The sequence below is a fragment of the Agathobaculum butyriciproducens genome, assembly GCA_003096535.1.
In the GTDB taxonomy this organism is placed as follows: Bacteria; Bacillota; Clostridia; order Oscillospirales; family Butyricicoccaceae; genus Agathobaculum; species Agathobaculum butyriciproducens.
The window spans coordinates 17,480-37,661 of the sequence record QEKJ01000018.1; the positions used below are offsets into that span (position 1 = coordinate 17,480).

The following is a 20,182-nucleotide window of genomic DNA, read 5'->3' on the forward strand; positions in this document are numbered from 1 at the left end:
TTGTAAAATACAACGGAGGTAAACGGAGGAAAACGCCATGTTAGTCGTGATACGCGGTGCGGGAGACATTGCCACGGGGATTGCCTTGCGGCTGTACCGCGCAGGCATTCGTCTGGTGCTGACAGACCTGCCGCAGCCAACGTCGATCCGCCGCACGGTATGCTTTTCGGAAGCGATTCGATTGGGCGAAACAGTCGTTGAGGGCGTGCATGCACGCCGAGCCGATAGCGCAGCCGAAGCGGCAGCACTGACCGAACAGGGCATCATTACTGTGCTGGCCGATCCGGCGGCAGGCTGTGTGCAGGAACTGCACCCTGATGCCTTGGTGGACGCGATTCTGGCGAAGAAAAACCTCGGTACGCATATCACGGATGCGCCGATCGTCATTGCGGTCGGTCCGGGCTTTACGGCCGGCGTGGACTGTCACGCGGCGGTTGAGACCATGCGCGGGCATACACTCGGGCGGGTGCTGTATACGGGTTCGCCGCTGCCGAATACGGGCGTTCCCGGTGTGATCGGCGGCCACGCGGCAGAGCGCGTTCTGCGTGCCCCGGCAGACGGCTTGTTCGAGCCGTGCCGTGAGATCGGCGATCTGGTCGAGACGGGAGACACCATCGCATATGTTGCGGGAAAACCCATGAAAACCACCATCGCCGGCTGTCTGCGCGGTCTGCTGCAGGCTGGCGTATCCGTACATGAGGGTATGAAATCCGGTGACGTTGATCCGCGCGGCAAGCGTGAAAACTGCGATACCGCATCCGATAAGGCGCTTGCGGTCGGCGGCGGTGTGCTGGAAGCGCTGCTTCACTTTTCCAACGTCTTTCATTAAAAAATCATAAAATAGAGGAGAAAACCCAATGAAAAAGAACTGTTTTGCAAGATTTGCAGCAGCGGCTCTGTCATTGGCAATGCTAGCAGGCTGCGGTGCATCCCAGAGCAGCGACAGCGCAGCTGAGGACACGGGTTCTGCAGATTCCGCAGAGCTGACCGTCTTTGCGGCGGCCTCCATGACCGAGACCCTGAACCGGATCGCAGAGGACTACAAGGCGGTTGACCCGAACGTCACCCTGACGTTCAACTTTGCCTCCTCCGGCGACCTGCTCACCCAGATCAAGGAAGGCGCGGACTGCGACGTATTCATCTCCGCAGCGCCCAAGCAGATGAACGCACTCGACGGCTCTCTCAAGGATGACACCGACAAGAACCCGGACGGTCTGGACGAGCTGCTGGGCGGCACCCGTATCGATCTGCTCGAGAACAAGGTAACGCTGGCTGTACCGGAGGGCAACCCGAAGGACATCAAGAGCTTTGACGATCTTGCGGACAAGCTGAAGAGCGGTGATGTGCTGCTTGCCATCGGCAACAGCGACGTACCGGTCGGTCAGTACACCCAGAAGATCTTCGCGCACTACGGTCTGGATGAGGCTGCGCTGGCTTCCTCCGGCGTGCTGACCTACGGCTCGAACGTTAAGGAAGTTACCACGCAGGTAAGCGAAGGCGCGGTTGACTGCGGCATTATCTACGCAACCGACGCATTCTCGGCAGGTCTCGTCACGGTTGACGAGGCAACTGCTGATATGTGCGGTCAGGTCATCTATCCGGCGGCTGTGCTGAAGAACAGCGCACACGCAGACGAGGCGAAGGCGTTCCTTGACTATCTGACCACCGATGAAGCGGGCAAGGTATTCGAGAGCGTAGGCTTTACCACGTTGGCATAATCTGATACAATAGAAAGGCGAGGGAGCAATCTCTCGCCTTTATTTGCAAAAGGAGACGATTATGGACTGGTATCCATTATATAACTCACTGCGTATCGCGCTCATTTCCACGGTTATCATCTTCTTCGCGGGGATTGCGGCGGCCTATTACGTTGCGCGTCTGCCGCGCGTGCTCAAAGGTGTGCTGGATGTGCTGTTCACGCTGCCGCTCGTGCTGCCGCCTACGGTGGTCGGCTATCTGCTGCTGCGCGTGCTCGGACCGAAAAGAGCCGTCGGCGCATGGGCGCTCACGCATTTTAATCTCAAGCTGACCATGGTCTGGTGGTCAGCGATTTTCGCAACGACCGTTGTTATTTTCCCGCTCATGTACCGCACAGCGCGCGGCGCGTTCGAGAGCTTTGACGAAACCCTCGCAGATGCGGGCCGCACGCTCGGCCGCTCGAACACATGGATCTTCTGGCGGGTGCGGATGCCGTGCTGCAAACAGGGCATCCTTGCGGGCACGGTGCTGGCGTTCGCGCGGGCGCTCGGCGAGTACGGTGCGACCTCGATGGTGGCGGGCTACACGCCCGGCCGCACCGCGACGATCTCCACCACCGTGTATCAGCTCTGGCGCACGAACGACGATGCGCTGGCGTTCAAGTGGGTCGTGGTCAACCTTGCCATCTCGGCGGTGGTGCTGCTGGCGGTCAATCTGCTCGAAAAGCGGGAGAGAGGAGTGCGTAAGGCATGGCACTGATCGTGGATATCGAGAAAACGCTCGGAGATTTTCACCTGAAAGTGAACTTCACCGCTGAGCGGGAAGTGATGGCGCTGCTCGGTGTCTCCGGCTGCGGCAAGAGCATGACGCTGGGATGCATCGCAGGCATCGTGAGGCCGGATAAGGGTCATATTGAACTGAACGGGCGCGTCCTGTTCGACAGCGAAAAGAAAATCGACCTGCCGCCGCAAAAGAGAAAGGTCGGCTACCTGTTTCAGCAGTACGCGCTGTTTCCACACATGACGGTCGAGCAGAACATCCGCGCAGGCGCGCACGCCCGCCCGAAAGCCGAGCGGGAGCAGGCGGTGCGGGAGGTTCTGCACGCGTTCCGCCTGGAGGGACTGGAGAACAACCGTCCGAGTCAGCTTTCCGGTGGTCAGCAGCAGCGGTGCGCGATGGCGCGCATTCTGGTCGGGCAGCCTGAGCTTGTGCTGCTCGATGAGCCGTTTTCCGCGCTCGATGCGTACTTGAAATGGCAGGTGGAACTGGAGCTTTCGGACATCCTGAAAAATCTTTCGTGCGGTACGCTGTTCGTCACGCACAACCGCGATGAGGTGTACCGCCTGTGCGATACGGTGTGCGTGCTGAACAGGGGAAAGTCCGATCCGAAGGAGACAGTCAAGGAACTGTTCCGCGCACCGGCAACCATGGGTGCTGCACTGATTTCCGGCTGCAAGAATGTTTCTGCCGCCGAGGTAAAGCAAGGTGAGACCCTGTTCTGCAAGGACTGGAACGTAACGCTCAAAACCGCGCTGCATGTGCCGGAAAACATCGCTTACGTTGGCGTTCGGGCGCATTACTTTACCACAGAGGGTACGGAGAACGCCATTCCGTGCACGGTCGAGCGCGTAGTCGAAAACCCGTTTTCGACCGTGGTCATGCTGCAGACGACAGGCGCAGGCAGGCTGCGGTGGGAGCTGGATAAGGCGGTCTGGGAGACGCTTTCCGGCACGGAAAAGCTGACGCTGTACGTCCGCCCAGAGGACGTTATGCCGCTGACGGAGTGAGCAAAATGCTGGATAATCAAGGAAGAAATATTCGCTATCTGCGGCTGTCGGTGACCGACCGGTGCAATTTCCGGTGCCGGTACTGTATGCCCGCCGAAGGCGTGTGCAAGCGGGAGCACAGCGAAATGCTGTCGTTCGAGGAGCTGACCGAGATCGTGCGGACGGCAGTTTCGCTCGGTGTCAGTAAGGTGCGGCTGACCGGCGGAGAGCCGCTTGTACGGCGCGGCATCGTGGACTTGTGCCGCAGTCTGCGTGCCATCAATGGTGTGCGGGAGCTCACCATGACGACTAACGGCGCACTCCTGCCGCAGTACGCCGCAGAGCTGAAACAAGCAGGGGTTGACCGGCTGAATATCAGTCTGGATACCTTAAATGAGGATAAATTTGCGTCGCTGACGCGCGGCGGCTCGCTCGCGGATACGCTGGCCGGTCTGGACGCGGCGTGGAACGCCGGATTCCGCGGTACAAAGCTGAATGCCGTGCTGCTCGGCGGCGTAAACGCGGATGAGATTCCGGCACTGGCGCAGCTGGCGCAGGACGGGAAATATGAGGTACGCTTCATTGAACTCATGCCGATCGGTGAGTGCGCGGACTGGCCGCGTGAGCGGTTTCTCTCTGCGGACGCGGTGCTGCACGCCCTGCCGGAGCTGCAGCGTCTGCCGAATGAAGGCGTTGCGGAACGGTATCGAATGCCCGGCTGGAAGGGGAAAATCGGTTTGATTCGCCCGATGAGCCACCGTTTCTGCGCCGACTGCGACCGCATCCGCGTTACCGCAGACGGCAGGCTGAAACCGTGCCTGCACTCGGCGCAGGAGATTCCGCTGCGCGGTCTGCACGGCGAAAACCTTGAACGCGCACTGCGCGAGGGTATGTTCGGGAAACCGGTCAGCCACCATATGCAATCCGGGCAGCCGAGTGAAAGCCGGAGAGGCATGAGCCAGATCGGAGGATGAATGGAAAATTGAGACACCCACCGCAGTGGGCGTCCAGCGAGCAACCGCTCGTAGAGCGGCTCTTAGCGAGTCGGAATGGAGAATGGAAAATGAAGGTTCGGCACATAGTGCCGCTATTAAATAATCGCGCTTTGCGCGATACCTTAATTCTCAATTATCCATTTTCAATTCTCAATTATTGCAACAGATAAGAAAGGATAATATGGCAAAAGTAACAGCAGTTTGTATTAGTGAACATAAAGGAACAAAAAAGCACCCGGTGGAGCGTATCACAGTGAAAGAAAACCACGGCATCATCGGTGACGCGCACGCGGGCAGCTGGCACCGCCAGATCAGCCTTTTGGCGCAGGAGAGCGTGGACGAAATGCGCCGAACCGGTCTGACGCTTCATGCGGGCGACTTTGCGGAGAACATCCTCACCGAAGGGATTGACCTCAAGCATTTACCGGTCGGTACGGTGCTCCGCGTGGGAAAAACGCGTCTGCAGGTGACCCAGATCGGCAAGAAATGCCATAATGACTGTGAAATCCGCCGTCTGACGGGCAAATGCGTCATGCCGACCGACGGCATTTTTACCATTGTGCTGACGGGCGGTACGATCACCGCCGGTGACGAGATCGAGGAGGAAAAGCCATGAAATGTATCAAAACCGAGGACGCGGTCGGCCATGTTCTGTGCCACGACATGACGCAGATCATCCCGGGCGTGAGCAAGGGGCCGCGCTTCTGCAAGGGCCACATCGTCACCGCGGAGGACATTCCGGTGCTGCTTTCGATGGGTAAGGAGCAGCTTTACGTCTGGGAGCTGCAGCCGGGTTTTCTGCACGAGAATGACGCGGCAGAGCGGCTGTGTGCGCTCTGTCAGAATACCAATATGCGTAAAAGCGAGACAAAAGAGGGCAAAATCGAGCTTTCTTCGGACATTGACGGCGTTTTTCTGGTCGATACCGAACGACTGAACGCGGTCAACAGCATTGACGAAATCATGATCGCCACCAGACGCGGCAACGGCATCGTCCATCCGGGTGATAAGCTGTGCGGCACGCGCGTGATTCCACTTATAATCAGGGAGGAGAAGCTGCGGCAGGCTGAGCAGGCAGCGGGCGGCATGCCGATTCTGGAAGTCCGTCCGTTTACGCTGAAAACAGCAGCCGTTGTCACTACCGGCAGCGAGGTCGCAAAGGGCCGTATTCCGGACAGCTTTACGCCGGTTGTAGAACGAAAGCTGGCTGCACTCGGCATCAGAATGACCGAGCACGTTCTGGTCGAGGACGGCATAGAGAACGTTGCGGCGGCCATCGAGCAGATGAAAAACAAGCCGGTCGATATGATCCTGTGCACGGGCGGCATGAGCGTCGATCCGGACGATTCCACGCCGGGTGCGATCAAACAGAGCGGCGCGGATATCGTCACCTACGGCGCGCCGGTGCTCCCGGGCGCCATGTTCCTTCTGGGCTACTACGCGGACGGCCGTCCGGTGATGGGTCTGCCTGGATGCGTCATGTACGCCAAGGCCACCATTTTTGATCTGGTTCTGCCGCGCATCGCGGCGGGCGTGCGGCTGACTAGGCGCGACTTTGTTGCGCTCGGAGAAGGCGGTCTGTGTCTCGGCTGTGAGGTCTGCACCTACCCGCACTGCGGCTTCGGAGGTGTGTGATATGTCGTGTTCCGTAGGGGCGAACAGTGTTCGCCCACTGACTGCTAAAGTTATTACAGTCAGCGACCGGTCGTTCCGCGGTGAGCGGGAGGATTTGAGCGGCCCTGCCGTCAAGAATCTGCTCGAGCGGGCAGGCTACGCGGTCGGTGCGGTCGAGGTGCTGCCGGACGAGCAGCCGCGTATCGAGTCCGCGCTCATCCATGCCGCCGACGAGGAGAAGCTCGCACTCATCGTCACCACCGGCGGCACCGGCTTTGCACCGCGCGATGTAACGCCGGAGGCGACCATCAAGGTCTGCGAAAAGCTCGCGCCGGGTATCCCGGAGACCATGCGGGCAGCGTCCATGCAGATTACGCCGAAGGCGTGTCTGTCGCGCGCGGCAGCGGGCATTCGCGGCACGAGCCTGATCATCAATCTGCCGGGCAGTCCCAAGGGTGCGTGCGAAAATCTGCAGGCCGTGCTCGAACCCGTTGAGCATGGGATTTATATCCTGCAGGGCGGGAAAGAATAATGGAGAATTGAAAATGGAGGATGGAGAATGAAATGTCAGATTTCAGTTTCTGCTCCGAATAGAAAACACCCCGAACCTGTGGTTCGGGGTGAGGCTGTCGCGAAACTACAGTTTCGCCGACAAGCAGGAACGGACCGTGGGCCGTTCCAAAGTCGTCCGAAAGTTCCTATACAGAAACTTTCTCCCTCCAGAAGTTCAAAAATGGTGATACATGCTCCCCCTTTTTGAGCATTTGCAGAGCAAATGCTATTTTATGCGCGCTGCCGCGCGAAATACTGAAAACTGCTGACTATACGACTTTTTCGACAGACTGACCCCGAACCTGTGGTTCGGGGTGTTTTTTGATTGGGTTCAATTTCAAAAGAAACCGGTCAACCACCGCGTTAATTTTCCATTCTCAATTCTCCATCCTCAATTTATATTTACTCCAAATAAATCGAAAACTCCTGTTTCTCGGTAACATACCCGACGATCTTCGCCTCCGGCACGCTCTGCTGCAGTTCATCCAGACAGCCTTGCGCGTCCTGCTCCGGCAGGGCAAACAGCAGGCCGCCGCTGGTCTGCGGGTCGTAAAACAAATCCTGCAGGGTGCGCGAAACCTTACCCTTGACACATACGCCGGCTTCCGCATACTGCCGGTTGCGGTACGCGCCTGCCGGAATCAGCCCCATCTCTGCCAGCGGGTATGCTTCTGCATGATAGGGTACGTCGTCCGCGCGAAGGTGCACGGAAACGCCGCTGCCCTGTGCCATCTCAAAGCTGTGGCCGAGCAGCGAAAAACCGGTGACATCCGTGCAGCTGTGCACCGGATATTTCACCATCACGTCACGCGCGGACTTGTTGAGCGCAGCCATCTGGCGGTAGATGCGGTCAAGCACGGACTTTTCAACCAGATCCGCTTTTGCTGCTGTGGTCAGCACGCCAACGCCGAGCGGTTTAGTCAGGATCAGCACATCACCCGGCTTTGCACCGCTGTTGGTGAGCACCTTTTTCGGATGCACGAAGCCCGAAACCGCCAGTCCGTAAATCGGCTCGGCACCCTGAATGGTGTGGCCGCCCGTGATGATCGCGCCGGCCTCGTAGGCCTTGTCGTAGCCGCCGCGCAGGATTTCCTGCACCGCATGATCGTCCATGCTCTGCGCCAGACACATGATGTTGAGCGCGAGCTTGGGCTCACCACCCATGGCGTACACGTCGCTGAGCGCGTTGGCAGCAGCGATCTGCCCGTACAGGAACGGATCGTCCACGATGGGCGGGAAGAAGTCGGTTGTCTGCACGAGCGCGGTGTTCTCGTCGAGCACATACACGCTTGCGTCATCGCTCTTGTCATAGCCGACGATCAAACGCGGGTCGGTATGCGTGCGAAAGCCTTCAAGCAGGTGTACGAGCGTTCCGGCGCCGACTTTTGCGCCGCAGCCGGCGCAGCCTGCAAGTTTGGTCAGCTTTACTTCGGTCTCCATCGAAAAATCTCTCCGTTTCCATGATTTACTCTTCTTATTGTACCAAAATCCGTGCAGATTAGCAACCTTCATTCGCCTTGCATAGACTGGTTGGGAGGGATGCTATGACGACCGTCAGCCTTTGCATGATCGTACGCAATGAGGAGAAGGTGCTCGCGCGGTGTCTGGACAGCGTGCGCGGCATTGCGGATGAAATTTGCATCACGGACACCGGATCGACCGACAAAACGCGGGAAATTGCCCAAAAATACGGCACTGTGCAGGCGTTTCCGTGGTGCGATGATTTCTCCGCTGCACGCAATTTTTCGTTTGCGCAGGCGCGCATGGACTATACGCTGTGGCTGGATGCGGATGATGTGCTTCTGCCGTCCGATCGTCAGAAATTGCTTGCGCTCAAAGCGGAGCTGGACGGCACAGCCGATGTCGTCATGCTGCCGTACCACACCGGCTTTGATGAACAGGGCAGACCGACGTTTTTCTGTTACCGTGAGCGGCTGCTGAAAACGTCTGCGCATTTTCGATGGCAGGGTGCGGTGCACGAGTGCATCGCGCCGCGCGGGAATATCCGGTACGGAGACGCGGCGGTGACACACCGCAAGCCGCCGTGCGCGTACTCCGACCGCAACCTGAAAATCTACGAAAACCTGCTCGCTAAGGGGGAAAAGCTGGATGCACGCGGCAGCTATTATTACGCGCGAGAGCTGCTGGCGCATAAACGGTACGCACAGGCGGTCGAAGCGTTTGAAGCCTTCCTTGCGATGCCGGACGGCTGGGCAGAGAACAAAATAGATGCGTGCCTTGGTCTGTCGCAGGCGCTGACCGCCCTCGGAGAGCGCGAGCAGGCAAAGCGGGCACTGACCCGCTCATTTGCACTGGAGGTGCCGCGCAGTGCCGTGTGCTGTGCGCTTGCAGCCCTCGAATACGCGGATAACCGCGCAAGACAGGCGGTGTTCTGGTACGAAACCGCCATTCGAGCCGCAAGCACAGCGCCGCGCGGCTTTGTTGATGTGAACGCTTGTGCTTATGTGCCGGCACTCGGCCTGTGCGTCTGCTGGGACAAATTGGGAGACCCAAAGCAAGCCTGTGCCTGGAACGAAAGGGCAGCACTTGTGCGTCCGCAGTCGGCGGCGGTGGCGTACAACCGACGGTATTTTGCCGCGCAGGGTCTCACCGCAAAGCCGCCTTCGGCATAGATTGAACTGCCGGAGATTTCCGGCAAATCGGAAGGAAGGGAAGAACGACATGAACGATCGACAGGACTGCTGCGGCAACTGGGAACGCCCGAGCGAACGCTGGCAGGAGCGCGTGTGCGATGCGGTGATGGGCAACGGCCGACCGGATGCGATGGGACCTCCCGGACCTCCCGGACCTCCCGGTCCTCCGGGTCCGCGCGGACCGCGAGGAGAAAGGGGACCGATGGGGCCAATGGGGCCGAGAGGCATTCCGGGTCCTCCGGGACCGCCGGGCTTCCCGGGACCCATCGGCCCAACCGGCCCGACCGGCCCCGCAGGTGAAGCGGGCACAGTCGGTGCTACCGGCCCGACCGGCCCCGCAGGTGAAGCAGGCGCAGTCGGCCCAACCGGCCCGACCGGCCCCGCAGGTGATGCGGGCGCAGTTGGCCCAACCGGCCCGACCGGCCCCGCAGGTGAAGCGGGCGCAGTTGGTGCTACCGGCCCGACCGGCCCGGCAGGAGAAGCAGGTGCAGTTGGCCCAACCGGCCCGACCGGCCCCGCAGGTGAAGCAGGCGCAGTTGGTCCAACCGGCCCGACCGGCCCCGCAGGTGAAGCAGGCGCAGTCGGCCCGACAGGCCCCGTGGGTGAAGCAGGCGCAGTTGGCCCGACCGGCCCGGCAGGAGAAGCAGGCGCAGTTGGCCCAACCGGCCCGACCGGCCCGGCAGGAGAAGCAGGCGCAGTCGGCGCTACCGGCCCGACCGGCCCCGCAGGTGAAGCGGGCGCAGTTGGTGCTACCGGCCCGACCGGCCCGGCAGGTGAAGCAGGCGCAGTTGGTCCAACCGGCCCGACCGGCCCGATCGGTCCCGCCGGTGCAAGTCCGGAAGCAGCGGCATCGGTAGCAGACGCAACCGGTGCGGACGACATCGTTGCACGGTTCAACGAGCTGCTCAACAGTCTGCGCGAGGCGGGACTGCTCAGGCTGCCGTAACCGCATAGAAAGGGAGTGGAAACACTCCCTTTTTTCTTTGCGCCGGCATTCGACTTTATGCGCGGCTTATGCTATACTGATAGCAGAAATACAACAGCAGGAAAGCAGGAAGTATAATGACAATTCTGAATTGTGAATGCGGAAACGAGATTTTCATCATGGACGAAACCGAAGCAACGGCTTGGCAGTGCGAGCAGTGCGGTCAGTGGTATGATTTCTTCGGTGTAAAGGTGCCCGACCCGGCATCTGTGCAGCCGAAAAAGTCGCCTCATCTTGTCAACTGGAGTGCAGGCGAGGATTTGTAAGGCAATACCGCATAATTGAACAAGAGCGATTTGCGAGCAAATTTTGCGTGAAACCTCGGCAGCGCGGACGGAACTCGCGCAAGGAGCCGCGGCAGCGCGGACGGAACTCGCGCAAGGAGCCGCGGCAGCGCGGACGGAACTCGCGCAAGGAACCGCTGCTTTAATTGTGCGGTGTTGCCGTAAGTCTGTCGTCAGAAAAGGACAGAAAAAGTGCGGGCGGAAGCTGTAAAAAGTAACAGAACTGTAACCTCGCTTTATGTCGAAAGGTGGTATACTTATATCTTAGCAGCATATGTTATAAAAAAGGATAGGAAGGATGACAAAAATGGCATATGAATCGGCGCGGCAGGCGCCGCGCAGCCCGCATAGAAGAAGGCGCAGACGCAGACGGCGCAACAGTCACTACGGTGTACTGTTTGCCCTGATCATTCTGATCATTGCGGTCATTTTCTTCGGTGTGCGGGCGATCCGTTCGATTGTCGGAAACGTAGTCAGCAGCAACAACGTGCTGGTGTATCAGGTGGGCAACACGAATGCATATAAGAACGGCAAGGCGATACAGGTTGACACTGCGCCCTACCGTGACAGTCAGGGCAACGGCATGGCGTCCATCAGCTCGCTGTGCGATAACCTCGGATTGGAACTAAGCTGGGACGAGAACGCTAAATCCGGCACGATCACGCTCAAAAAGACCGTGCTGACAATTAAGCTCAGTGATACAAACCTGCAGGTCGGTGACGCGACCGAAACCTTCGCCTCCGCACCGGTGGAGAAGAACGGCGTGGTTTATGCGCCGGTCAAGGATATCTGTCAGGCGCTTTCGTGGCAGACCGGTGAGGTTGCCGCCGAAAACGGCGATCTGATCATCATCAGTCAGGCAAAAAAAGCGCTGACCGACAAGAAAATCGGTGAAATTACGGATAAGGCGCTCGAGGTGCTCGGCCCGGCCGAGGGACAGGTGATGAGCGGCAGCATCGTTATGCGAACCGGCTCGGATCAGCTGCTCTATGAAGGCAGCACCAAGCACATGGTGGAAGAAGGCAAAAAGCTGGGTGCAGGCGTGCTCGATCAGGACGGCACGGCGTATATCCCGCTCAAGGCCGCGATGACCGCGCTCGGCGGCAAGGCGGAGGACGATGGCAAGGGCGCATGGAATGTCACCTGCGGTGAATCCACCGCGACCGTGGATGCGGACGACGGCAAGACCAAGGTGGACGGCAAGCGTGCCTCCGGCAATGGCTTCTCCACCTACACGGATCAGGACAAGAACCGTTTTTACGTTTCTCCGCAGGTGCTTGCGGCGATCCTTGGCAAGACGTATACCGATCTCGGTGACGGCGTATTCTCGTTCACCGGCGTAACGCTTGACGGCTTTGACAGCCAGAAGGCATACCTCAAGAACATGAAGGATAAGCTGGGCGATGCCGTGGACGGCGATATTCCGGAGGCCGATGTTTATATCGCGCTGACGTTTGACGACGGTCCGACCGGCAAAAAGGACGGCTATCCGAACGGTCTGACCAACTATCTGCTGGACGGCCTCAAGCAGCGCGGCGCAGTTGCTACGTTTTTGATGGTCGGCGAGCGTGTCTCCGAGGTATCGGATGTGCTGCCGCGCATGGTAAACGAAGGCCATGAGCTGGGCAACCACACCATGAATCATCCGATGTGCCACCTGACCGGCCTCGGCACGGATGACATCCGCAGCCAGATTGACGATGCGACCAATGCGATCAAGGATATTGCGGGGCAGGCACCGCAGGTGCTGCGTCCGGTAGGCGGCGGCGTCAACTCGGATGTCAAGGCGGTAGCCGCAGAGCTTGGCTATCCGATCATCAACTGGAGCGTGGACACCGAGGACTGGAAGTACCGCGATGCCGATCATGTGAAGAAGGTCATCGTGGAGCAGGCGCAGGACGGCGATGTTGTCCTGATGCACGACCTGTATGAGACCTCGGTTCGGGGTGCGCTGGCAGCGATCGACGAGCTGCAGAGCCGCACGGATAAGACCTACGCGTTTGTAACGGTCTCTCAGCTTGCCGCAATTCACGGCATCACGCTGGAGCCGGGCGTTGTGTATAACGCACTGAGCGACGAAGTCGCGCAGCAGATCGCGGACGGCAGCTATTCGCCGACGGAGTTTACCTAAACAAAGAAATCCCGAACCAAACGGTTCGGGATTTTTTGTTTAGGAATGGAGAATTGATAATGTAGGATTGAGAATTATGGTTCGGCGCATAGCGCCGTTATTTAATCATCGCGCGTAGCGCGGTACCACGTCGCAGCGCGGACGGAACTCGCGCAAGGATAGCGACATTCTCCATTTTCCATTCTCCATTCTCAATTATCCGTATTCTCTGCCATACGATATCCCACGCCGACCTCGGTAAACAGGTACTCCGGTTCGGCAGGATTTTTTTCGATCTTGCGGCGGATATTTGCCATATTGACGCGCAGGATCTGGTTGTCACCGCCGGCTCGCGGTCCCCAAAGCTCCTTGATGATGTAATCGTAGGTAAGCACCTTGCCGGCAAACTTGCCGAGCAGCGCAACGATACGGAACTCGCTGAGCGTGAGATGGACATTCTCGCCGCGGACGAGCACCTGATGCTTGTTATAGTCGATGGTCATTTCACCGACCGTGTAGGTGCCCTCGCGGGCGATTTCGCTGTTCGCGGAGGTGGTTCTCGTGTGGCGGATGGCGGTGCGCACGCGTGCGAGCAGCTCGGCGGTGCCGAACGGCTTGGTCAGGTAGTCGTCCGCGCCGAGATCAAGTGCCTGCACCTTGTCGTGCTCATGCGAGCGGGCGGAAACCACCACCACCGGCAGGTTCGACCACGAGCGCAGCTCGCGCAGGACGTCAATGCCGTCCATGTCCGGCAGACCGAGATCGAGGATGACCAGATCCGGACAGTGCGAGGAGATCATGGTCTTCGCCTCGCTGCCCGAGCGGGCCAGCAGCGTTTCGTAGTCGTTGGAGTTCAAAATAGTGGAGATAAAGTGCGCAATGCTCTTTTCGTCCTCCACGATGAGTATTTTTTCTCGAATGTTCATTGCAGTTCCGGCTCCTTTTCTATCATCGGCAGGCAGAAGATGAATTCCGCACCGCCGTCCCTATTTTGTGCGTGCATTGTGCCGCCGTGTGCGCGGACAATGGCGTTGCATACAGAAAGTCCCAGCCCCATATTGCGCTTGCCGTCTCCGGTGGGCGTGTCGCTGTGGCGCAGCGTTCCGCTGAACAGCACGGGCAGCAGCTTGGGCGGGATGCCGCCGCCGTTGTCCTGCACGGCAAAGACGGCGTTTTCGCCCTCCTGATGCACAGAGAGCGCAATATGGGTGGTGTTTTTGCCGTGCCGAACGGCGTTTTCAAGCAGATTGGTCATGACCTGCTCAATGAGGATCGCATCCATCGGCACGATGAGCAGCTCATCCGGCACAGCCACCGATATCTTGACGTCGGGATAGTGCTTGCGGAATTTGCGGGCGACCTCGCCGAGCACCTCCTCGGCGGCCTCAGGCTGCTTGGTGATCCGGGTGTCCTCGCCCATGCGGGTGATGGACAGCAGGTTTTCCACCACGCGGACCAGCCACTGCGCGTCATCGCGCACGTCCTCGAGCAGCTGATGCTGCTGTTCGAGAGACAGGTCGGGCGTTTCCAGAATGGCCGAGGTTGAACCGATGATGGAGGTCAGCGGCGTGCGGATGTCGTGCGAGACCGAGCGGAGCAGGTTGGCACGCATTTTCTCGCGCTCGCTCTCCATGCGGAACTGCTCCTGCTGCTTGATCTTGGTGGTCATCGTGCAGGTGACGAGCGATACGCACAGCATGACGAAAAACGTCAGCGGATAGCCGGTCATCGTGAAGTTGAATTCCCAGTAGGGAAAGGTGAAGATGTAGTTGATGCCGATAACGCTCAGGAATGCGGCAAGCGTGCCGAACAGGTATCCGTTTGTGAAGCGCGAGGTGAGCAGCACTGCGAGAACAAATACCGGAGAGGCGAAGCCGTCGCTGATGTCCGAGCGGCGCAGCAAGGTGCAGAGTACCAGTGCACAGATAAATATCGCCGCGAAAATAAGGAAATCCCGCAGCGTAAACGAGAATAAACGCGGTTTCCCGTCCTGTTGTTTCATGTCGAATCCTCCAAGTGCATAAATGTACAAGTTAATTATAGCAGATAATCCGTTAATGTGCTGCTAAAACTTACCGAGTAGATAATTATGCAGCAAAGATATTATCCATTCGGTAAGTTATCATGCAAGGCGGGGCCCCGCCCCGCAATGAAACGACAAAATCCCGCCGAATGTTGTACAGAACAAATATTCGGGTGACAACAACCTCTATCCGTGTTATAATAATCCATTATAGGGTAATATAGAATCAGAATCACTGCAATAATGGAGGAAACAGCTTGCTTTGGAGAGCTTTGATGAGCGGCGATATCCGCTCCGCATTTATCACACTGGCGCTTTCGCTGCCCGCGATCGTGCTGTGCCTGTCCATCCACGAGACTGCGCACGGCGGTGCTGCCTATCTGCTCGGCGACCGTACCGCGCGTGATTCCGGCCGCGTAACGCTGTCGCCGATGGCGCATATCGACCCGATCGGTTTCCTGTGCCTGCTGCTGTTCGGCTTCGGCTGGGCGCGTCCGGTGCCGGTCAATATCGCCAATTTCAGGAACAGACGCTGGGGCATGGCGCTGACTGCGCTTGCCGGTCCGGTATCCAACTTTATCACCGCCTTTATCGCGTACTGCCTGTATTTTGTGGTGCGCATGAACATGACGAATACGTTCCTGTGGTCGCTGTCGCAGTTCCTGCTCATCGTTGCGAGCATGTCGGTCGGTCTGGGTGTGTTTAATCTCGTTCCGGTGCACCCGCTGGACGGCTCGCGCGTCGTTGACGCATTTATGCCGTTTTCGTGGTCACTCAAGCTGCAGAAGTACCAGAATATCATCTTTTTCGTGTTTATCGCGGCGCTCTGGTTCGGCTGGCTGGACGGCATTATGGACTGGGTCGGCAACGGCGTTCTCATGCTGGCGGTAAACTTCGTCAGCCTGTTTCTGTAAGCTATGGATTTTCATTTAGACAACTTTGACGGGCCGCTTGACCTGCTGCTGCACCTGATTTCCAAAAACAAGGTGAGCATTTACGATATCCCCATCGCGGAAATCCTTGAGCAGTACATGGCGGTTCTGCACGAGGCCGAGCACATGGATCTGGACGTTGCCGGTGACTTCATCGCAATGGCGGCGCAGCTGGTGTACATCAAGTCCAGGATGCTGCTGCCGAAGCACGAGGAGAACGAGGACGGGGAGGACCCGCGAGCGGGTTTGGTCGAGATGCTGCTCGAGTACCAGAGACTCAAGAGCGCGACTGCGTTTTTTGCGGAAAAGAACGAAACCGGTCGTGATATCTACGTCAAACCGCCCGAACGGCAGGATGATGCGCCGGTGGAGTATCACCACACGGTAAACGATCTCATCCGCGCGGCAAACAAAATGCTGCGCCGCACCAAGCGGAGACTGCCGCCGCCGGTGACCTCGTTTCAGGGCATTGTCGGGCGGGAGCCTGCACCGGTAGAGGGACGCGTCACCGCAATCCTCAAGCGCTTTCTGTACCGGATGCGCGTGCCGTTTATGCGGCTGTTCGACGATGCGAGAAACCGTTCGGAGATTGTGGCTACCTTTCTGGCTGTGCTGGAATTATCCAAGACCCGCCGAATCCGTTTGGAAGGGGACGGCGAGGAGATGGAGCTGATGCTGACAAATGACAACACAAAATAACGGCAGCATGACGGCGCTCGAGGCCGGACTGGAGGCTGTGCTGTTCGCGGCAGGCGATGCGGTTACCATTGAACGGCTGTCCGCGGCGCTCGAGGTCGCACCGGCGGAGCTGCTGGACGCGGCGGCTGCACTTGAGAACCGCTACGACTTCGAGAACCGCGGCATCATGCTGCTGCGTATCGAGGACAAGCTGCAGCTGGCGTCCCGGCCGATGTACGGGCCGTATGTGCGCCGTGTGACCGAATCGCGCAGACCGCCTGCGCTGTCGCTTGCGGCGCTTGAGGTGCTGACCATCATCGCATACCGCCAGCCGGTAACGCGCGCGTTCATCGACCAGCTGAGAGGTGTCGATTCATCGAACACGGTGAGCAGTCTGGCGGAAAAGGGGCTCATCGAGGAGGCCGGACGGCTGGACGTGCCCGGAAAGCCCATGCTGTTCCGCACGACCGACCAGTTCCTGCGCAGCTTTTCACTGGCAAGCATCGAGGACCTTCCGGCGCTGCCCGCGCTTGAAGAAAACGAGCAGATGGAGCTGAACATGGATGGCACGCTGCACGAGACACCGCCCGGCGAGCAGCTGCGCTTCTTGAACGGCGAGCCTGTGCCGCCGGAAACGGAGTGACCGCCTATGAGAACGGTTTTACTCTGGATTTTAGGCATTCTGCTTGGAATTGTACTGCTGGCATTGGTGATTGTGCTGGTGCTGCTGAACATTCGGGCAGGCATTGAAGCCGTCGGCGTGACCGGCGAGGTGAGCGTGGAGGCACGGTATGGGCCGGTTCGCATTCCGCTGTACCCGAGACCGCGCCACCTGAAAAAGAAAAAAGAGGAAACGGAAGCGGAGCAGAAGAAATCCGAGGAAAGTGAGAAGAAAAAGAGCGGCAAGTCCGGTCTCTCGCTGCCGAAGGACGGACTGGATGTCGGTGAGATCGCAGGCACGGTGCGCGATTTCCTCAGCGACCTGACCGACCGCCTGCGCATCAGCAGACTGCGGGCGCGCGTAGTTATCGGCACAGACGATGCGGCGCAGACCGGCATTCTGCTCGGGCAGACTGCGGCGCTCTGCGGAATCATTGTTCCGTTCCTAGAGAATACTTTCGATATGCAGGATTACCATGTCAGCGCGGACGCGGACTTCAACGCTGACCATACCGAGTGGGCATTTACCGTAAACTGCTCGATACGGCCGATATCGCTCGTCAGAGTGCTGCTGCGGCATGGCAAGCCAATGTATAAGCTGTACAAGAAATATTTCAAATAATCAGTTAAAACGTATAAAGGAAGGCGAAAATTATGAGTGAACATCATCCTATCAGCGATTTGATGACCGAAACCATGTCCAAAATCAAGGAAATGGTGGATGTTAATACCATTATCGGCAGCCCGATCGTGGCGGCGGACGGCACGACCGTTATCCCGGTCTCCAAGGTGTCGTTCGGCTTCGGCGCAGGCGGCAGCGAGTTCGCATCCAAGCACGCGGCAAGCGGGTCTCCGCTCGCGTTCGGCGGCGGCAGCGGCGCCGGTGTGACGGTTTCGCCGGTGTGCTTCCTTGTCATCGGCAAGGACGGCAGTGCCAACATCCTCGGCATCAACGCACAGGCGTCCGACACGGTCGATCGTCTGGTCGAGATGATCCCGGGTGCGATCAACAAGGTGTCCAATTTCGTCAGCGGCTTCAAGGGCAAGACCGAGGACGCAGCCGAAGTGGCGGAAACCCTGTCCGGCGACGAATAAAACCGCGTTTTCCCGCAAAACCTACTCGCGTGAATGCTGAGTAGGTTTTGTTATGCGGGGAGTGGTGCAATGTGAAAAAGCTGTTTTGCGTGCTCGCGCTTTTGCTCGTGCTGCCGAGGGCGGGCGCGGTGAGCGCACGGGCGGCCGTCGTGATCGATGCAGACACAGGTGAAACGCTGTTCGAGCAGAACGCGGACAGCCGCCTGCCGATGGCGTCCACCACCAAGATCATGACCGCGCTCGTCGCGCTCGGCGAGGGTGACCTTGACCGCGTGTATACCGTAAAGCCGGAGTACGCGGCGGTCGAGGGCTCGTCTATGTACTTGCAGGCGGGCGAAAGGCTCTCTCTGCAGGATACGCTGTACGGGCTGATGCTCGCGTCCGGCAACGACGCGGCGGTCGCCATCGCGGGAGAATGCGGCGGCATGACCGCCTTTGTGGGCAAAATGAACGCCAAAGCGGCGGAACTCGGTCTGACGGACACGCATTTCGACAATCCGAACGGCCTGCCGTCCGACACGCACTACACCACCGCGCATGAGCTGGCCAAGATCACCGCGGCGGCCCTCAAGGACCCGGTGTTCCGGCAGATCGTCTCGACAAAAAGCTGCACGGTCAGCGGGCATGCGCTGAGCAATCACAACCGTCTGCTGAGCATGTACGACGGTGCGATCGGCGTGAAAACCGGCTTTACGCGGGCGGCAGGGCGGTGTCTGGTCTCGGCGGCGGATCGCAACGGGCGCACCATCATCGCGGTGACGCTCAATGACCCGAACGACTGGAACGACCACATGGAGATGCTTGACGCCGGCTTCGCACAGTACAGCGAGGTCACGCTGCATAAGGCAGGAGACACGATTGCAAACGCACGCGTGTTCGGCGGCGATACTGCGTCCGTGCCGCTCGCGGCGAAGAATACCGTGACGGCGTATCTGCTGCCCGGCGAGAAAGAGAAGCTGCAGCGCGTGCGCTACGGCGAAAAAATCTGCTATGCACCGGTCGTGAAGACGGCACAGGCGGGTTCGGTCGAATATCGGCTCGGGGATTGCGTCTTAGGACGCGATACGCTGGTTTACGGCGGGGAATCGCTGCTTCCGGCGGAAGAAAAATCCTTCGTAGAACGCATTATGGAACGGTTTAGAAATTGAGAATTGAAAATGGAGAATGACGCTATCCTTGCGCGAGTTCCATCCGCGCTGCGTCGGAATCGCCGCAGAGCGGCGTAATTATATTCCGCCTGTAAGGCAACACATTCATTTTCTATTCTCAATTCTCCATTTTCCATTAAAACAATAGAACAACACGAAAGAGGTAACATAAATGGAAGAAAGACTGCAGAAATTACTGGCTCAGGCAGGCCTGTGCTCCCGCCGTGAGGCGGAGCGCTGGATTGATGACGGCCGCGTAACGGTAAACGGCAAAAAGGCTTCGGTCGGTGACAAGGCCGATCCGCGCCGTGACAAAATTTTCGTGGACGGCAAGCCCATCGGCGGTGCCGAGGAAAAGGTATACTTAATGCTGTACAAGCCGCGCGGCTATGTCACGACGATGAGGGACGAGCGCGGCCGCAAGACGGTTGCCGACCTCGTGCGCGGCTGCGGTGCGCGTGTCGTGCCGGTCGGCCGTCTGGACTATAACTCCGAGGGTCTGCTGCTGCTGACCAACGACGGCGATCTGCTCAACGCGCTGACCCATCCGCGCCACGAGGTGGAAAAGCACTATGAGGTGCGCGTGCGCGGCAATCTGGAAAACATCCCGAAGCTCGCAGAGCCGATGGAGATTGACGGCTACAGCATCCGTCCGGCAACGGTCGTTACCATCGACCGCGATGAGCTGAGCGCCAAGCTGCGCCTGACCATCCACGAGGGCCGCAACCGCCAGATTCGCAAAATGTGCGAGAAGTGCGGTCTGGAGGTTCGCCGCCTCAAGCGTGTGGCAATGGGCACGATGCCGCTCGATCCGCACCTCAAGAGCGGCGCATGGCGCGAGCTGACGAATGACGAGATTGCGTATCTGCAGGACATCGCTGCCGACGTGCAGGAGAACCTCTGATTTTTAAGGAAATCCCTGCCTTTTTGCAATTTGCACCCATATGCTCTTGCATTTTTTTGCAGGTTCACTTACAATAGTATCGTG

Annotated in this window: 22 protein-coding genes; 19 read left to right on the top strand and 3 right to left on the bottom strand. The window is 58.7% G+C overall.

The window, feature by feature from the left end; all coding sequences use genetic code 11:
* The first annotated feature begins 37 nt into the window (after positions 1 to 37).
* From yqeB to C7386_RS11040, 8 genes are all read left to right on the top strand, one after another.
* Positions 38 to 829 carry a selenium-dependent molybdenum cofactor biosynthesis protein YqeB gene (gene yqeB / locus C7386_RS11005; protein WP_116705560.1) on the top strand — a complete coding sequence of 264 codons (792 nt, stop codon included), beginning with the start codon at positions 38 to 40 and terminating at the stop codon, positions 827 to 829.
* A 28-nt stretch (positions 830 to 857) separates the two neighbouring features.
* Positions 858 to 1,718: a molybdate ABC transporter substrate-binding protein gene (gene modA, locus C7386_RS11010; RefSeq protein ID WP_116705561.1), complete on the top strand. Its 861-nt coding sequence runs from the start codon at positions 858 to 860 to the stop codon at positions 1,716 to 1,718.
* 61 nt (positions 1,719 to 1,779) lie between these two features.
* The gene (modB, locus tag C7386_RS11015) at positions 1,780 to 2,457 is read left to right on the top strand and encodes a molybdate ABC transporter permease subunit (RefSeq protein ID WP_110436623.1); all 678 of its coding nucleotides are present in this window, start codon (positions 1,780 to 1,782) and stop codon (positions 2,455 to 2,457) included.
* Positions 2,448 to 3,485, top strand: coding sequence for a sulfate/molybdate ABC transporter ATP-binding protein (locus C7386_RS11020; RefSeq protein WP_110436624.1), 1,038 nt, complete (start codon positions 2,448 to 2,450; stop codon positions 3,483 to 3,485). The genes modB and C7386_RS11020 overlap by 10 nt, the downstream gene beginning before the upstream one ends.
* A 5-nt stretch (positions 3,486 to 3,490) precedes the next feature.
* The gene (gene moaA, locus C7386_RS11025; protein ID WP_110436625.1) at positions 3,491 to 4,438 is read left to right on the top strand and encodes a GTP 3',8-cyclase MoaA; all 948 of its coding nucleotides are present in this window, start codon (positions 3,491 to 3,493) and stop codon (positions 4,436 to 4,438) included.
* Between the two features lie 202 nt (positions 4,439 to 4,640).
* Entirely contained in the window at positions 4,641 to 5,075 is a 435-nt protein-coding gene (locus C7386_RS11030; protein WP_110436626.1) for an MOSC domain-containing protein, read from the top strand.
* Complete coding sequence (locus tag C7386_RS11035) at positions 5,072 to 6,094, top strand: molybdopterin-binding protein (protein ID WP_110436627.1); 1,023 nt, start codon at positions 5,072 to 5,074, stop codon at positions 6,092 to 6,094. Before C7386_RS11030 ends, C7386_RS11035 begins: the two co-directional genes overlap by 4 nt.
* Before the next feature lies 1 nt (position 6,095).
* Positions 6,096 to 6,605, top strand: a complete 510-nt coding sequence (locus C7386_RS11040; protein WP_116705562.1) for a MogA/MoaB family molybdenum cofactor biosynthesis protein — start codon at positions 6,096 to 6,098, stop codon at positions 6,603 to 6,605.
* Between the two features lie 422 nt (positions 6,606 to 7,027).
* On the opposite strand, the gene selD is transcribed toward C7386_RS11040, so the two are convergent.
* Positions 7,028 to 8,065: a selenide, water dikinase SelD gene (selD, locus tag C7386_RS11045; protein ID WP_116705563.1), complete on the bottom strand. Its 1,038-nt coding sequence runs from the start codon at positions 8,063 to 8,065 to the stop codon at positions 7,028 to 7,030.
* A 104-nt stretch (positions 8,066 to 8,169) separates the two neighbouring features.
* On the opposite strand from selD, the gene C7386_RS11050 reads away from it, so the two are divergent.
* The 4 genes from C7386_RS11050 to C7386_RS11065 all read left to right on the top strand — a co-directional run bounded on the left by C7386_RS11050 (position 8,170) and on the right by C7386_RS11065 (position 12,679).
* Positions 8,170 to 9,258 (top strand): tetratricopeptide repeat-containing glycosyltransferase family 2 protein, encoded by a 1,089-nt coding sequence (locus C7386_RS11050; protein WP_116705564.1) that lies wholly within the window; start codon positions 8,170 to 8,172, stop codon positions 9,256 to 9,258.
* 49 nt (positions 9,259 to 9,307) lie between these two features.
* A complete protein-coding gene (locus C7386_RS11055; RefSeq protein WP_133241597.1) occupies positions 9,308 to 10,225 on the top strand; it encodes a collagen-like domain-containing protein in 918 nt (305 codons plus the stop codon).
* A gap of 116 nt (positions 10,226 to 10,341) precedes the next feature.
* Positions 10,342 to 10,530 (top strand): hypothetical protein, encoded by a 189-nt coding sequence (locus C7386_RS11060; RefSeq protein ID WP_110436632.1) that lies wholly within the window; start codon positions 10,342 to 10,344, stop codon positions 10,528 to 10,530.
* A gap of 325 nt (positions 10,531 to 10,855) precedes the next feature.
* Complete coding sequence (locus tag C7386_RS11065) at positions 10,856 to 12,679, top strand: polysaccharide deacetylase family protein (RefSeq protein ID WP_165815538.1); 1,824 nt, start codon at positions 10,856 to 10,858, stop codon at positions 12,677 to 12,679.
* A 191-nt stretch (positions 12,680 to 12,870) separates the two neighbouring features.
* Here the strand turns inward: C7386_RS11065 and C7386_RS11070 are convergent, their stop codons facing one another.
* Positions 12,871 to 13,584: a response regulator gene (locus C7386_RS11070; RefSeq protein WP_116705566.1), complete on the bottom strand. Its 714-nt coding sequence runs from the start codon at positions 13,582 to 13,584 to the stop codon at positions 12,871 to 12,873.
* Positions 13,581 to 14,660 (bottom strand): sensor histidine kinase, encoded by a 1,080-nt coding sequence (locus tag C7386_RS11075; RefSeq protein ID WP_116705567.1) that lies wholly within the window; start codon positions 14,658 to 14,660, stop codon positions 13,581 to 13,583. Before C7386_RS11075 ends, C7386_RS11070 begins: the two co-directional genes overlap by 4 nt.
* Positions 14,661 to 14,938: 278 nt before the next feature.
* Here C7386_RS11075 and C7386_RS11080 point away from each other — a divergent pair, with 278 nt between their 5' ends.
* The 7 genes from C7386_RS11080 (at position 14,939) to C7386_RS11110 (ending at position 20,098) form a co-directional block, all read left to right on the top strand.
* Positions 14,939 to 15,595, top strand: a complete 657-nt coding sequence (locus C7386_RS11080) for a site-2 protease family protein (protein ID WP_133241598.1) — start codon at positions 14,939 to 14,941, stop codon at positions 15,593 to 15,595.
* 3 nt (positions 15,596 to 15,598) lie between these two features.
* Positions 15,599 to 16,312 carry a segregation and condensation protein A gene (locus C7386_RS11085; protein ID WP_110436637.1) on the top strand — a complete coding sequence of 238 codons (714 nt, stop codon included), beginning with the start codon at positions 15,599 to 15,601 and terminating at the stop codon, positions 16,310 to 16,312.
* The gene (gene scpB / locus C7386_RS11090; protein ID WP_252197078.1) at positions 16,296 to 16,934 is read left to right on the top strand and encodes an SMC-Scp complex subunit ScpB; all 639 of its coding nucleotides are present in this window, start codon (positions 16,296 to 16,298) and stop codon (positions 16,932 to 16,934) included. Before C7386_RS11085 ends, scpB begins: the two co-directional genes overlap by 17 nt.
* A 6-nt stretch (positions 16,935 to 16,940) precedes the next feature.
* Complete coding sequence (locus C7386_RS11095) at positions 16,941 to 17,573, top strand: DUF2953 domain-containing protein (protein ID WP_110436638.1); 633 nt, start codon at positions 16,941 to 16,943, stop codon at positions 17,571 to 17,573.
* Between the two features lie 32 nt (positions 17,574 to 17,605).
* Positions 17,606 to 18,046, top strand: a complete 441-nt coding sequence (ytfJ, locus tag C7386_RS11100; protein WP_110436639.1) for a GerW family sporulation protein — start codon at positions 17,606 to 17,608, stop codon at positions 18,044 to 18,046.
* Between the two features lie 71 nt (positions 18,047 to 18,117).
* On the top strand, positions 18,118 to 19,194 hold the full coding sequence (locus C7386_RS11105) for a D-alanyl-D-alanine carboxypeptidase family protein (RefSeq protein ID WP_165815539.1): 1,077 nt from the start codon (positions 18,118 to 18,120) through the stop codon (positions 19,192 to 19,194).
* Between the two features lie 172 nt (positions 19,195 to 19,366).
* Positions 19,367 to 20,098 (top strand): pseudouridine synthase, encoded by a 732-nt coding sequence (locus C7386_RS11110; protein ID WP_116705568.1) that lies wholly within the window; start codon positions 19,367 to 19,369, stop codon positions 20,096 to 20,098.
* Positions 20,099 to 20,182 lie beyond the last annotated feature (84 nt).

What these genes read in the sequence shown, in the direction of transcription:
- yqeB (WP_116705560.1), top strand. Translation starts at nt 38, where the DNA reads ATGTTAGTCGTGATACGCGGTGCGGGAGACATTGCCACGGGGATTGCC.
- modA (WP_116705561.1), top strand. Translation starts at nt 858, where the DNA reads ATGAAAAAGAACTGTTTTGCAAGATTTGCAGCAGCGGCTCTGTCATTG.
- modB (WP_110436623.1), top strand. Translation starts at nt 1,780, where the DNA reads ATGGACTGGTATCCATTATATAACTCACTGCGTATCGCGCTCATTTCC.
- C7386_RS11020 (WP_110436624.1), top strand. Translation starts at nt 2,448, where the DNA reads ATGGCACTGATCGTGGATATCGAGAAAACGCTCGGAGATTTTCACCTG.
- moaA (WP_110436625.1), top strand. Translation starts at nt 3,491, where the DNA reads ATGCTGGATAATCAAGGAAGAAATATTCGCTATCTGCGGCTGTCGGTG.
- C7386_RS11030 (WP_110436626.1), top strand. Translation starts at nt 4,641, where the DNA reads ATGGCAAAAGTAACAGCAGTTTGTATTAGTGAACATAAAGGAACAAAA.
- C7386_RS11035 (WP_110436627.1), top strand. Translation starts at nt 5,072, where the DNA reads ATGAAATGTATCAAAACCGAGGACGCGGTCGGCCATGTTCTGTGCCAC.
- C7386_RS11040 (WP_116705562.1), top strand. Translation starts at nt 6,096, where the DNA reads ATGTCGTGTTCCGTAGGGGCGAACAGTGTTCGCCCACTGACTGCTAAA.
- selD (WP_116705563.1), bottom strand. Translation starts at nt 8,065, where the DNA reads ATGGAGACCGAAGTAAAGCTGACCAAACTTGCAGGCTGCGCCGGCTGC.
- C7386_RS11050 (WP_116705564.1), top strand. Translation starts at nt 8,170, where the DNA reads ATGACGACCGTCAGCCTTTGCATGATCGTACGCAATGAGGAGAAGGTG.
- C7386_RS11055 (WP_133241597.1), top strand. Translation starts at nt 9,308, where the DNA reads ATGAACGATCGACAGGACTGCTGCGGCAACTGGGAACGCCCGAGCGAA.
- C7386_RS11060 (WP_110436632.1), top strand. Translation starts at nt 10,342, where the DNA reads ATGACAATTCTGAATTGTGAATGCGGAAACGAGATTTTCATCATGGAC.
- C7386_RS11065 (WP_165815538.1), top strand. Translation starts at nt 10,856, where the DNA reads ATGGCATATGAATCGGCGCGGCAGGCGCCGCGCAGCCCGCATAGAAGA.
- C7386_RS11070 (WP_116705566.1), bottom strand. Translation starts at nt 13,584, where the DNA reads ATGAACATTCGAGAAAAAATACTCATCGTGGAGGACGAAAAGAGCATT.
- C7386_RS11075 (WP_116705567.1), bottom strand. Translation starts at nt 14,660, where the DNA reads ATGAAACAACAGGACGGGAAACCGCGTTTATTCTCGTTTACGCTGCGG.
- C7386_RS11085 (WP_110436637.1), top strand. Translation starts at nt 15,599, where the DNA reads ATGGATTTTCATTTAGACAACTTTGACGGGCCGCTTGACCTGCTGCTG.
- scpB (WP_252197078.1), top strand. Translation starts at nt 16,296, where the DNA reads ATGACAACACAAAATAACGGCAGCATGACGGCGCTCGAGGCCGGACTG.
- C7386_RS11095 (WP_110436638.1), top strand. Translation starts at nt 16,941, where the DNA reads ATGAGAACGGTTTTACTCTGGATTTTAGGCATTCTGCTTGGAATTGTA.
- ytfJ (WP_110436639.1), top strand. Translation starts at nt 17,606, where the DNA reads ATGAGTGAACATCATCCTATCAGCGATTTGATGACCGAAACCATGTCC.
- C7386_RS11110 (WP_116705568.1), top strand. Translation starts at nt 19,367, where the DNA reads ATGGAAGAAAGACTGCAGAAATTACTGGCTCAGGCAGGCCTGTGCTCC.